Source organism: Pseudomonas laurylsulfatiphila (assembly GCF_002934665.1).
GTDB lineage: Bacteria > Pseudomonadota > Gammaproteobacteria > Pseudomonadales > Pseudomonadaceae > Aquipseudomonas > Aquipseudomonas laurylsulfatiphila.
In genome coordinates this window covers 688,338-701,317 of the sequence record NZ_NIRS01000002.1, presented here as the reverse complement: position 1 = coordinate 701,317, position 12,980 = coordinate 688,338, and the positions used below count along the sequence as shown (strand labels likewise).

At 57.9% G+C, this 12,980-nt stretch carries 9 protein-coding genes and 1 pseudogene; 5 read left to right on the top strand and 5 right to left on the bottom strand.

Going from position 1 to position 12,980, the window contains the following annotated elements; all coding sequences use genetic code 11:
* The first annotated feature begins 36 nt into the window (after positions 1–36).
* Genes CD175_RS08905 through CD175_RS08895 form a run of 3 tightly spaced genes read left to right on the top strand, consistent with a single transcriptional unit; the run spans position 37 to position 2,108 of the window.
* Positions 37–456, top strand: a complete 420-nt coding sequence (locus CD175_RS08905) for an ester cyclase (protein WP_104448578.1) — start codon at positions 37–39, stop codon at positions 454–456.
* 3 nt (positions 457–459) lie between these two features.
* A complete protein-coding gene (locus tag CD175_RS08900) occupies positions 460–1,548 on the top strand; it encodes an SDR family oxidoreductase (RefSeq protein WP_104448577.1) in 1,089 nt (362 codons plus the stop codon).
* A 17-nt stretch (positions 1,549–1,565) separates the two neighbouring features.
* Positions 1,566–2,108 (top strand): histidine phosphatase family protein, encoded by a 543-nt coding sequence (locus CD175_RS08895; RefSeq protein WP_104448848.1) that lies wholly within the window; start codon positions 1,566–1,568, stop codon positions 2,106–2,108.
* Between the two features lie 262 nt (positions 2,109–2,370).
* Here the strand turns inward: CD175_RS08895 and CD175_RS08890 are convergent.
* Positions 2,371–2,679: pseudogene (locus CD175_RS08890) on the bottom strand (transposase); the annotation flags it as partial.
* A 1,079-nt stretch (positions 2,680–3,758) separates the two neighbouring features.
* On the opposite strand from CD175_RS08890, the gene CD175_RS08880 reads away from it, so the two are divergent.
* Entirely contained in the window at positions 3,759–4,523 is a 765-nt protein-coding gene (locus CD175_RS08880) for a tetratricopeptide repeat protein (RefSeq protein ID WP_104448576.1), read from the top strand.
* A 40-nt stretch (positions 4,524–4,563) separates the two neighbouring features.
* Here CD175_RS08880 and CD175_RS31640 read toward each other — a convergent pair whose 3' ends face one another.
* Both CD175_RS31640 and CD175_RS08870 read right to left on the bottom strand, forming a co-directional pair.
* Positions 4,564–4,941, bottom strand: coding sequence for a c-type cytochrome (locus CD175_RS31640; RefSeq protein WP_104448575.1), 378 nt, complete (start codon positions 4,939–4,941; stop codon positions 4,564–4,566).
* A 141-nt stretch (positions 4,942–5,082) separates the two neighbouring features.
* Positions 5,083–5,244 carry a hypothetical protein gene (locus CD175_RS08870; protein ID WP_338066204.1) on the bottom strand — a complete coding sequence of 54 codons (162 nt, stop codon included), beginning with the start codon at positions 5,242–5,244 and terminating at the stop codon, positions 5,083–5,085.
* Positions 5,245–5,642: 398 nt separating this feature from the next.
* On the opposite strand from CD175_RS08870, the gene CD175_RS31885 reads away from it, so the two are divergent.
* Positions 5,643–10,052 carry a DUF4347 domain-containing protein gene (locus CD175_RS31885; RefSeq protein WP_158255660.1) on the top strand — a complete coding sequence of 1,470 codons (4,410 nt, stop codon included), beginning with the start codon at positions 5,643–5,645 and terminating at the stop codon, positions 10,050–10,052.
* Between the two features lie 103 nt (positions 10,053–10,155).
* Here the strand turns inward: CD175_RS31885 and gbdR are convergent, their stop codons facing one another.
* On the bottom strand, positions 10,156–11,268 hold the full coding sequence (gbdR, locus tag CD175_RS08860) for a choline metabolism transcriptional regulator GbdR (protein WP_420849101.1): 1,113 nt from the start codon (positions 11,266–11,268) through the stop codon (positions 10,156–10,158).
* 109 nt (positions 11,269–11,377) lie between these two features.
* Positions 11,378–12,778 carry a GABA permease gene (gene gabP / locus CD175_RS08855; RefSeq protein ID WP_102699854.1) on the bottom strand — a complete coding sequence of 467 codons (1,401 nt, stop codon included), beginning with the start codon at positions 12,776–12,778 and terminating at the stop codon, positions 11,378–11,380.
* Positions 12,779–12,980: the final 202 nt, after the last annotated feature.

Here is a 12,980-nt window from a genome sequence, read left to right as displayed (position 1 = left end):
ATCTACAAGCCCTCGAAGACGAATGGAATGGACTTTATGACTACTGGCCCCAACGACTATGCGGAACGCGCCGCCAGTGCCTTCAATCGCCGTGATGTGGAGGCGATGCTTGCGCTGGTTTGCGAAGACTTCATCTACCTCGATAGCATGGGGATACAAACCGGTCGCGAAGCCATGCGCAAACGAGAGATCGCATTGCTCGAAGCGCTCCCCGATGCCCAAGTGATTTTCAGCCCATTCGCCGTCGGTAACGATCGTTTGGCGCTGACTGCCTTCCTGACCGGCACATTCGCCGCACCCTTGGTGCTGTCAGGCCGGGTGATTCCACCTCATGGGCGCCATATTACTGCGTACTACGCCGCACACTTCACCTTCAGAGACGGGCTGGCCATCCGTGAAGAGGCCTTCTTCGACAGTGCGGTGCTGATGCCGTTAGCCTATCCAGCTGAGGGTTGAGCCATGCACAGCGCATTCGTTACTGGCGCAACCGGCTTGTTGGGCAACAACCTGGTGCGTGAATTGGTCGCTCGTGGCTACGCGGTCAAAGCCCTGGTCCGTTCAAGAGCCAAAGGTGAACAGCAGTTCAACAATTTGCCGGGTGTGGAATTGGTCGTTGGGGACATGGCCGATGTCGACGCATTCGCAGCGTCGCTGCAAGGCTGCGATACGGTGTTTCACACCGCGGCGTTCTTTCGCGACAACTACAAGGGCGGCAGCCACTGGAAGGAACTCGAAAAGATTAATGTGTCTGGTACGCGGCACCTGCTAAATCAGGCCTACCGCGCCGGTATACGACGGTTCATCCATACGTCTTCCATTGCCGTGCTCGACGGCGCACCTGGCACGTCCATCGATGAGACATGTCTGCGGGCCGACGCCGATGCGGATGACTACTATCGTAGCAAGATTCTCGCCGACCGTGTCGTCTTGTCGTTCCTGGAGGTCCATCCGCAGATGCATGCCTGCATGGTCCTGCCAGGCTGGATGTGGGGCCCGGCCGACATGGGCCCCACCTCCTCGGGACAGTTGGTTAACGATGTCGTGCTCGGCAAACTGCCCGGACTGATCCCTGGTAGTTTCTCCGTTGTCGATGCCCGCGATGTGGCATTGGCGCAGATTGCCGCAGCCAAACATGGGCGGCGAGGTGAGCGCTATCTCGCGGCGGGCCGGCATATGACAATGCGTGAGCTGGTGCCTATGCTTGGGCGTATAGCGGGCGTCAAGACACCCGTTCGACAACTACCGCTCCCCTTTCTATACACGTTGGCGGCTGTGCAGGAGATGTATGCGCGTATTACCAGCAAGCCCATTCTGCTGAGCATGGCCACGTTGCGCCTGTTGGTACGAGAGAAGGACCGCACCTGTTTCAACCACCGCAAGAGTGAACAAGAGCTTGGCCTGAGTTTCCGGCCACTAGAGCTGACAATCACCGATACGGTGGCGTGGTACCGCGATCACGATTGGTTTGAGAGTCAAACCTTAAGTTCCCGGAACAGCACTCCCTCCACATTGACCGCACACCTGAACAAGGACGTAAACATACAGTGAGTAGGGAAATAATCCTGATGCGTCACGGCCAGCCAAAACTGGTCACAACCGACAAAGTGTCAGCGCTCGATATGGAAGACTGGATCGAGCAATACAACCGGTCCGAAATTACCCACCACCCGGTCCCGGATGCCAGCATGCAGCTCGCCGCAACCGCCAAGGTGATTGTCTCAAGCAACGCGCCTCGTGCGCTGACCTCCGTCCAGGCTCTTGGCCTGAAGCCCGCCCTTGTCGACGCGCTTTTCTGTGAAGCGCAACTGCCTTATGGTCACTGGAAACTGCCACGGCTATCGCCGTTTACTTGGGCATTTATCCTTCGAGTCTTATGGTTGTGCGGTTACTCACGCAGTGTCGAATCCGCCGGAACTGCGAGGATGCGCGCCAGCACGGCAGCTCGACGACTTCAGTCCCTTGCCAACGAAGGACCGGTTCTGCTGCTCGGTCATGGCTTTATGAATCGAATGATCGCCAAACAACTGGTGGCCGATGGATGGGTTCGCCAAAAACGTAACGGCAGCCAGTATTGGAGTGCGACGGTGTATCAATATAGCGGTGTTTAAAAGTGCCATCTGGCGCACAAAGGCGGAGCATTGGAGTGTAGGTTGGCGATTTGTCTCGCTGGACAGATACCTATTGCTGCCTGTCGGGAAGGGCTGCAACCGACCCAGAGTGTGTAAAAACGCTCATGGCATCATCGTCTTCGATCATTGACGCTCTTGGAGGAACGATCACAAGGCAAATGCTGCGTGTCGCATCAGGCGCGACCTGGAACACGTTAACGCTGCTTTTATAGCCTCTGGGATGGGTCAAAATCAGCCTTTTTTAGGCCGACAGCGCCTTCATCAAACCGTTGGCACCGATGATTTTCATGACCCGTTTCAAGTTGTAGGCGAGCACATTCAAGCTCATCTCCGCGCTCAGCCCAGCCAGCTTTCGCGTCAGGAAATGCGTTGCACCCATCCATTGTTTGAGCGTCCCGAAGGGATGCTCAACCGTCCGTTTTCGGACGCGCATCATCTCTGGCGCGTTGCTCAGCCGAAGCTGCATTTCCTCTAAGACGGCTTCATGCTCCCAGCGTCGAACTCGTCGCTCCGTGCTTGGTGTGCACTGTACTTTTAACGCGCAGCCCTGGCTGCGAAATTGCGCTCAACTTGACCACCCGTTTGCATTCGACCGGACCAGCCACTTGCATTCGTTCTGACCAGCGATTGCATCGGATTTGGCCAACACGCGTTGTAACCATAATAGGCAGAGAACGGCCGCGGCTGTGTAAAAGCATTTTAGAACACGTCTGACAGTGGGGGGGTGGAGCAAAAATCACGCTCCTACACAACTTTCTAGTCTGTTGATTACACAAGCACCAGCAGATTTTACGTAGCAACGCAGACTTCAAAACGGCGCATGCGTTTTTACACACTCTGGGCCGATTGCGGCCTGTCACGAAGGGCTGCTTGCGCCCCGGATTGTTCCGGGGCTTCGCACTAGCGACGATAGTAGCGTTGATCGTCTTCGTAACGGTACCGCATGGCCCGATCCTGGTGGCGCTCCCAATCACGATGGCGCTCAGCTTCCCGATGGGCTTGCTCTCTACGCCACTGATCTCTACGCCACTGATCCCTGCGCCAGTCGTCTCGGCGCCAATCGTCTCTACGATCGTGCCAACGGCCGTCATGCCAGTATCGGTCGTCATGGGCAAGCAACGGCCCTGGCTGCTTGCCGGCCATGCTGGCCAAGGTCGGCCAAGGGTTGCCGGTGGCCTGGACGGGAGCCTCGACGGCTGGGGCTTGAGTTGCAAAAGCAGGGGTTGAGTCCTTCATCTGTGTGGCGGATGCCGAGCCCACTGCCGCGATCGCGAACAGGCCGAAGAGCACCCTCCGTGGGACATGGAATTTCATGAGCGAAGACAACCTCTGATGGACAATCGGACGTGTGGCCATCTGGCGGCGGGTAGCCTGCGGGGGGCGTGCTTACCGAGCGGATGTGCCTATCCACATAGACCGGTAAATAGGGAAAAGTTCTAGGGGCCATTGCTTAAATAGCCAACGCTCTCAGTCGTGGGCTGATAACAAACAGAAGCGGTGGCGACGACCGTTGCAACAGGAACTTCAGGGTGTTGGTCAGGTCTATAGCGGCCCTGTATCGGAAGTGCCGAGCAGCGCTGTGGTCTGTTTTGCGGCAGTGCCGTCCGAGTTCAGTCGAGTCCGCCCCCGATGCCAAACAAGAGTTTTCCGCCGGTCCTCATCCTGGTGTTCTGCGCTGTCGCCTCGTTTAGTGCTGTCGCTGCCGAGCGAAAAGCGCCGGCGCAAAGCAACAACGCATCAACCACCCTGATCGAAACAGCCTCGCGGCAATACGAAAACGGCCAACTGGACCAGGCCGCCGCCACGCTTGAGCGTGCCCTGCATATCCAGCCGAACAATCCAGCGACGCTGCATTACCTCGGTGTGTTGCGACTTCAGCAGGGGCAGTACCAGCAGGCTGAAACCCTGGCGGCGCGCTCGAACATGCGGGTCGGTAACAATGTCCAGTTGCGCAACCGCAACTTCCAATTGATCCAGGCGGCGCAGCAGGCCCAATCTTCGGGAACCCCACCCAATACCAACGCGGACGTGGTCGCCGTACAGAAGGGGCTGGAGGACGAGACCCAAAGGCGCCGAGAAGCGCAAGTGGCGGTGGTTGAGCAATCCACTGCGGGCACCGGGCGTGAGGCTGGCAACTTCACTACTGCTGAGGTAAATCGGGTTTCGGATGTACCGACGGCGGGAAGAGTAGGGGCCGAAGGACAACTGCAAATGGCTAGTATCGGGTCAGAGAGGGCGTACGCTGAGGTCGAGATTCCCCGCGGCCATATGCCGCCTCCGGGTAAATGCCGAATCTGGTTTCCTGATCGTCCGCCGGGGCATCAGCCTCCACCGGGTAAATGCAAGAAGCTGCGATATCGGGTTCCTTCAGGGGCCTATCTGGTGCGCGGGTGAGTTTCCGGGTGTCCTTTTTGGCCCGCCTCTCAACTCAAGATCATCGAGTTTTTGAAATCACACCACTCATGTATTGATTTATATCGCGTAGATCCTTAATCCTCCAGGAGTACGGCGATAGCGTTACACCATTCTCTTGCAAAGTTCTTGGAATCAAGTCTCCATTTGGACGAAGTATTATCGACGATACAATAACGCCCGGATAATCATTCAGTCGTTTTTTGAAAGCGGAAGTTGTAAGGTCAGGTGTTGGGGGATTGCTTTTATTAGCCAATGGTCCTGTTCCTTTGAGGTCTGTTCCGTGGCACATGATGCATCTCTGTGAGTAGAGACTTTTCCCGTTAACATTATCCGCAAAGGACAGTGATGTTTGAATGAGCGATAAAATTCCTAGCGAAGCGATGAATGATATTTTCATTTTTGATGTGGCCTTGTTGTTTAAATCAGATCTGAATCGAGGGAAAACCCCGGAGTTGCCACTGCAGTACTTAGTTCTTGTTCATTAGCAATGAGCTCGCGCCCGCGAGAAGTCGACTGGCGAAAGACGCTCATCAGGTTGTCAGCGGGCAGTTGTTGTACTCGGGTACCAGAGGGCCAACTCCAGCGGGCGGTCATTTTGCGTGTCTGGCAACGTCGAGGCCGGGAAGCCGATGGGGTTGTCGCCAGCGAATGCCTGTATGTTCAGGCAGATAAGGGGCAGGGCGCCGAGCACTGTTTTCATTGTTTTCATCTTCCTTGATGGGATCAGCGTCGATTGGGCGCGATCAGGTACGCGGGAAAGATATCAGCCATCGTTCGGTATACACACAGTCATTTCTGGTGCCCGTTGAATCAACGCGTTTTCCAGACGCATCCCAGTGACGGCTTTTGGCCGATTACTGTCTTTTTTCTCATTCCTGCTTGATTCTTTTACTGGCGATTTGCTATCGCTTCTGGCAGCCTTGCTTCGATTCGTATTGGAAGCGGTTTGCCGAGTATTGCGACTTCAAGCTGGAATGCGGTAACGGTACCAAACGCTGAATCGGTCTCCATCGAGGAGGCGCTCCCCAAATAACCATCGAAATGCTTGTTCGTCGAGCCAACGGGTTCGTCGGCACTCAATACGGCAGGGATGCGAGTATGACCAAGAATCTTTTCTTTATTGATTGCCGTGTGGCGAATTACGAAGCGCTGATTGCCCAGCTTGGCAGCGATACGCAATGGGTGCTGCTCGATGCGGATGAGGATGGCCTTTCGCAGATGCAGGCAGTGCTCGCGGGCTATAGCGGCCTGAGTTCGATCCAGATCATTTCGCACGGCAGCGTGGGGGCGCTTTACCTCGGCTCGACGGTGCTGGATTCGAGCAGTCTCAGCACTTATCAGAGTCAGTTGCAGTCCATTGGGCAATCACTTGCCGCAGCAGGAGACATTCTGCTCTACGGTTGCAATGTGGCGCAGGGCGAGCAAGGGCAAGCCTTCATCGAGCGCCTGGCTCAAATCACCGGAGCGGATGTTGCAGCATCGGATGACCTGAGTGGCGCTTTTAGTCAGGGGGGTGATTCGCAACTTGAAGTCCATGCAGGTGAGATCGAGGCAAACACGCTGGATCTGGCTGCCTATGCCGCTACCTTGGCGGTCCTCAATGGCACGGACGGTAACGATACCCTTGAAGGGACAGTCGATAACGACACCATCCTGGGCGGCGCCGGTTCTGACCAGATCAGCGGCAGCGGTGGTGCAGACTATATCGTTGGCGGCGATGAGCTGGATCAGTGGGGCGGGGATCGGATTCAAGGCGGCCCGGGCAATGACACCATTCTGGGTGGCGCCGGCAACGATTACCTGGATGGCAATACCGGCAACGACTATCTGGATGGCGGTGCCGGTAATGATTACCTGACTAGCATCAGTGGTGAAGGCAATGACACCCTGAAAGGGGGGGACGGCGACGACACTCTGTATGTCACCAGTTACAGCCCTACGGCTGAAACGATGCTGATCGATGGCGGTGCCGGCGATGATCTGATCCAGACATTTATGTCCAGTTACGGCAATCGCACCCTGACCGCAACGGGCGGTGCGGGCATCGATACCTACAAGCTTGTCTCGGGTGGGGCGACCGCCAACTACAAGGTCACCGACTTCGCTGCGGGCGTTGGCGGCGACCGCCTCGATGTTTCCGCGCTACTGGACTACAGCGCTGCAGACGGCCGCGGATATCAGGGTGGCAACCCGATGGGGGCCGAGCAGGGCTACCTGCGCTTGCTGCAAAGCGGTGCTGACACCTTGCTGCAGTACGACGAAGACGGTGCCGCCGGCACGGCCTACACCTGGCATACCGCAGTTACCCTGCAAAACGTGCTTGCCAGCACCCTGACGGCCGCCAACTTCGTTGGCGCCATTGCACCTGATGGCTCCGATGTACCGGGGCTGCAACTGACTGGCACGGTCAACAATGACACGCTGCAGGGCAGTTACTTCAACGACACCATCCAGGGCGGCGCCGGTTCTGACCAGATCAACGGCAGCGGCGGTGCAGACTACATCGTTGGTGGCGATGAGCTGGATCAGTGGGGCGGGGATCGGATTCAAGGCGGCCCGGGCAATGACACCATTCTGGGTGGCGCCGGCAACGATTACCTGGATGGCAATACCGGCAACGACTATCTGGATGGCGGTGCCGGTAATGATTACCTGACTAGCATCAGTGGTGAAGGCAATGACACCCTGAAAGGGGGGGACGGCGACGACACTCTGTATGTCACCAGTTACAGCCCTACGGCTGAAACGATGCTGATCGATGGCTGTGCCGGCGATGATCTGATCCAGACATTTATGTCCAGTTACGGCAATCGCACCCTGACCGCAACGGGCGGTGCGGGCATCGATACCTACAAGCTTGTCTCGGGTGGGGCGACCGCCAACTACAAGGTCACCGACTTCGCTGCGGGCGTTGGCGGCGACCGCCTCGATGTTTCCGCGCTACTGGACTACAGCGCTGCAGACGGTCGGGGATATCAGGGTGGCAACCCGATGAGGCCCGAGCAAGGTTACCTGCGCTTGCTGCAAAGCGGTGCTGACACCTTGTTGCAGTACGACGAAGACGGTGCCGCCGGCACGGCCTACACCTGGCATACCGCTGTTACCCTGAAAAACGTCATGGCTACCGCCATCAATGCCCATAATTTCAAGCCCTTGACCATCGAAGGCACGGCAGGTGCAGACACCCTCGAAGGCGGCCTCGGCGTCGACACCCTCAACGGCGGCGCTGGCGATGACGTCCTTGATGGCAATTGGGGCGACGACTCCATGACCGGTGGTACCGGTAACGACACCTACTACGTCGACAACCTGGGTGACCTGGTGAAGGAGGTTGCCAACGAAGGTGCGGATAAGGTCGTCGCCACTATCAACTATGTTCTGGGGAGCAACGTCGAAAACCTCACCCTGGGGAGTGGAGCGGCTGCAGGCACCGGCAATGCGTTGGACAACACCCTCACCGGCAACGCGACGGCGAACACCCTCAATGGTGGTGCCGGCGCAGACACATTGGCCGGAGGCCTCGGCAACGACACCTATGTGGTCGACAATGCCCTCGATGTCATTAGCGAAACCAGTACGCTGGCCAGCGAAATCGATACGGTGCAGTCCTCGGCATCCTGGACCCTTGGTGCCAACCTCGAGAAGCTGGTACTGACTGGCGCCGCCATCAATGGCACCGGCAATGCGTTGAACAACACCCTCACCGGCAACGCGACGGCGAACACCCTCAATGGTGGTGCCGGCGCAGACACATTGGCCGGAGGCCTCGGCAACGACACGTATGTGGTCGACAATGTCCTCGATGTCGTCAGCGAAACCAGTGCGCTGGCCAGCGAAATCGATACGGTGCAGTCCTCGGCAACCTGGACCCTCGGTGCCAACCTCGAGAAGCTGGTACTGACCGGCGCCGCCGCCATCAATGGCACCGGCAATGCGTTGAACAACACCCTCACCGGTAACGCGACGGCGAACATCCTGAATGGTGGCGCCGGCGCAGACACATTGGCCGGAGGCCTCGGTAACGACACCTATGTGGTCGACAATGCCCTCGATGTTGTTAGCGAAACCAGTACGCTGGCCAGTGAAATCGATACGGTGCAGTCCTCGGCAACCTGGACCCTCGGTGCCAACCTCGAGAAGCTGGTACTGACCGGCGACGCCGCCATCAATGGCACCGGTAATGCATTGAACAACACCCTCACCGGCAACGCGACGGCGAACACCCTCAATGGTGGCGCCGGCGCAGACACTTTGGTCGGAGGCCTCGGTAACGACAACTATGTGGTCGACAATGCCCTCGATGTCGTCAGCGAAACCAGTACGCTGGCCAGCGAAATCGATACGGTGCAGTCCTCGGTGTCCTGGACCCTGGGCGCCAATCTCGAAAATCTGCGCTTACTGGCAACCGGCATCGCCAACGCTACCGGCAACAGTCTCAATAACGTGATCTATGCCGGAATAGGCAACAACATCCTGGACGGCAGTACCGGTATCGATACTGCGTCCTACGCTTATGCGGCTAGCGCCATTGGCGCAAGCCTGGCCACTAACGCCGCACAAGCGACCGGTGGCTCGGGCTTCGATACCCTGTTGAATTTCGAAAATCTTACGGGTAGCAACTACAACGACACCCTGATCGGCAATCAGCTGGCTAATGTGCTCAATGGCGGCACAGGCGCCGACAGGCTGAGCGGCGGTGATGGCTCGGATATCTACTTCGTCGATAACATCGGCGATAGCGTCAACGAAACCAGTACCCTTGTCAGTACCGGTGGCGAAGATACTGTCTATAGCTACCTCACCGACTATACCCTCGGCAGCAACGTCGAGAACTTGCGCGTTCTGGCTACCGGCACCGCCAACAGCACCGGCAACAGCCTCAACAACCTGATCTATGCCGGGTCCGGCAACAACAGTCTGGATGGGGCCGCCGGTATTGATACCGCGTCCTACGCTTATGCAGGCAGCGCCGTGACCGCCAGTCTGGCGAGCGCGGCCGCGCAAGCCACTGGTGGCTCGGGCTCCGATATCCTGCTGAACTTCGAGAACCTCACCGGCGGCAACTTCAACGACATACTTACCGGTAGCACCACCGCCAATACCCTCAGCGGCGGCGCCGGCAACGACACGCTCAATGGTGGCGCTGGCAATGACCTGCTGCTCGGCGGCACCGGCGTCGACCGGCTGAATGGCGGCAGCGGGGCCGATCGCTTCGACTTCAATGTCTTGAGCGAAATGGGCCTGGGAGTGTTGCGCGACGTGCTGGGCGATTTCAAGACCAGCGAGGGCGACAAGATCGATCTGTCGACCTTGGACGCCAACACCGCTACCGCGACCAATGAGGCCTTCATCTTTATCGGTTCGAGCGCGTTCGGCAGTAACGCAGCAGGGCAACTACGGTTCGCCGGCGGCATGCTATACGGCAGCACCGACGCCGACTCGTCCGCCGAGTTCGAAATCCAGTTGCTGGGAGTGAGCACGCTGAACACTACCGATCTGATTGCCTGATCGGCCTCGGTTTGCTAGAGGCCTCTCTAACACAAGGCATATTTCCTGCGTGCTCTTGTTGAGTAAACTCATGCACTACGGAGGATGCGGCCGAGCCGTCCCATCAGCACGACTCCGCCAAACCGGAGCGATCCATCATTCGAACACTGGCAAAGGTCGATTCGTTTCGTGCCTGGTCGAGCGCTGTCGGCGGTTTGGTCAATGACGGCTGCGTCGTCGCAAGCGTTGCTATTTTGCGATTCATTTCCGAGCCGGAACGCTCCTCACTGGGGGGAACACCAAAGTACTCGCGATAGCATTTGGAAAAATGGGGTGTCGACACGAAACCGCATACATACGCCAACTCAATGATCGACAATGATGTTTGCTTGAGCAGTTGTCGCGCTCGAACAAGACGTAACCTCATGTAGTAGCGTGACGGCGTACAGTGAAGGTATTTCTGAAATAGCCGCTCCAGCTGTCGACGTGACAGGTCAACGTATTCTGCAAGGTTATCCAGGTCGATCGGTTCCTCGAGATTGGCCTCCATCAACGCGACGATGTCCTGCAGCTTGGGCTGATGAGTTCCGAGCACATGCCTGAGGGGAACGCGCTGATGATCCTGTTCGTTGCGTATGCGCTCGTAGACAAACATCTCGGAGATGGCGGCGGATAATTCTCGACCATGATCGCGACCGATCAGGTGCAGCATCATGTCCATGGGGGCCGTTCCGCCGGAGCTTGTAAAGCGGTTTCGGTCGAGGGTGAACAGGCTCGCACTGATGCTGACTCGCGGGAAGGCTTCCTGCATGGCCGCCAGAAATTCCCAATGCACGCTGCACTCGTAGCCGTCGAGCAGCCCGGCTTTTGCGAGCGCCCAGCTACCGGTGCACACACCTCCCAAGCGTCTGGATTGACGCGCCAGGGCTTGCAGCCAGGTAATGTGCTCGCGGGTAATCACGCTCTGGATTCCAATACCGCCACACACGATTACAGTGTCCGCCACCAATGGATTTTTCCATGAAGCATCCGGAGTGATCTGCACGCCATCACTGGCCCAGACAGGCTCTCCCCCGGGGCTGAACGTATGCCAGCGATATAGCTCTCGCCCCGACAACTGATTGGCCATACGCAGTGGCTCTACTGCCGACGCCAGGGAAATGAGTGTGAATTTGTCCAGCAGCAGAAAACCGACGGATTGAGTCTTACCGTCGGACACGGTGGAGTTCGATGACATCGTGGTCATGTCCTCACTAAAAGCGATGACGGCCTGAGACACAGGAGCGGGTCATACCCCCAGTCCTGGCGTAGGGGGTATCAGGTTCGGCGCAACTACCTACCGGGTTTTATCCCGCCGATGTCACCCTCGCAGCCTGCGCAGGGTGACGCGATGTCACCAGGCCGATAAAGGAAATCGCCAGCGCCAGGCCAATGGTCGTGCTCACTTCTGTACGGTGATCAGGGGAGGCCATCATCACCGCCAGCGCTGCGCAGATGAACAGGATCACCAACCAGGTGAGCCAGGGAAACAGCCACATGCGAAAGGTCAGCTCGACGTTCTGCCGACGCAACATCCGGCGCATGCGCAGCTGCGACACCGCAATGGCCAGGTACACCACCAAGGCAATTGCGCCGGAACTGGCCAGCAGGAACTCGAACAACCCGGCGGGCATGAAGTAGCTCCACACGGTGATCGCCGCGCCCAGCACAGTGCTGGCGATGACTGCTGCCCGCGGCACACCTTCGGAGGAGGTCGCCTTCAGCGCCTTCGGCGCATCACCGCGACGGCCCAGCGAGTACAGCATGCGCGAGGCAATGTAGATCGAGGAGTTCATGCAACTGGCCACGGCGATCAGCACCACCACGTCCACCATGAACTTGGCGTGGGGAATGTTCATGATTTCCAGTGCCCGCTGGTAGGAGCCTACCGAAGCCAGCAGCGGGTCATTCCAGGGCACCACGGAGATGACCACGAAAATCGACAGCAGGTAAAACACCCCGATGCGCCAGATCACCGAACGGGTGGCCTTGGCAATGTTCTGCGAGGGATTGTCGGATTCGGCGGCGGCGATGGTGACCGCTTCGGTACCGATAAAACTGAACATGATGGTGATGAAGGCACCGACTACCGCCGACAGCCCGTTGGGAGCAAACCCGCCGTGCTCGGCCATCAGGCCGCTCAATCCGCTGACTTCCCGATCGGGAACCCAGCCCATCAACACGGCAAAACCCACGCCGATGAAACCGATGATCGCCACCACCTTGGCCATGGCGAACCAGAACTCGAATTCGCCGTACTTGGACACGCTGAACAGGTTGGTCACCACCAGTGCAATGATCGACACCAGGGCGAACAGCCAGGCATCGATCTGGGGAAACCACTGGTTCAATACATGACCGGCGGCCAGCGCTTCGATAGGGATCACCAGCACCCAGAACCACCAGTAGAGCCAACCGACGGTGAAGCCGGCCCAACGGCCGATGGCCTGGTCGGCATAGGTGGAGAAAGAGCCGGTGTCCGGGTTGGCCACCGCCATTTCACCGAGCATGCGCATGACCAGAACGACGAGCAGACCAGAGAATAGATAGGCCAGCAGCACCGCCGGGCCAGCCGCCGCAATGGCGTGTCCTGAGCCAACGAACAAACCGGCGCCGATAATACCGGCGATTGACAGCATTGTTACGTGACGAGGCTTGAAGCCCTGCGCCAATTGGCCACTCGAATCCTTGGAGCTCGGGCTAATCATTGGTTTTTTTCTCTGCCGATCGACATTTAAGCGGATGGATAGGGGCAACAGATCATCATTGCTGCCTGCCGGGCTTCCTGAAAGAAGCACCCTTCAAACGCTGCAGTTCTTATCAAGCCCATCATCGGACGTGGTCGTTTCGATGAAAAGGTGCGCCACCTTACCCGGCTTGTCCGATGATTCAGTTACCTGATCACGCCAC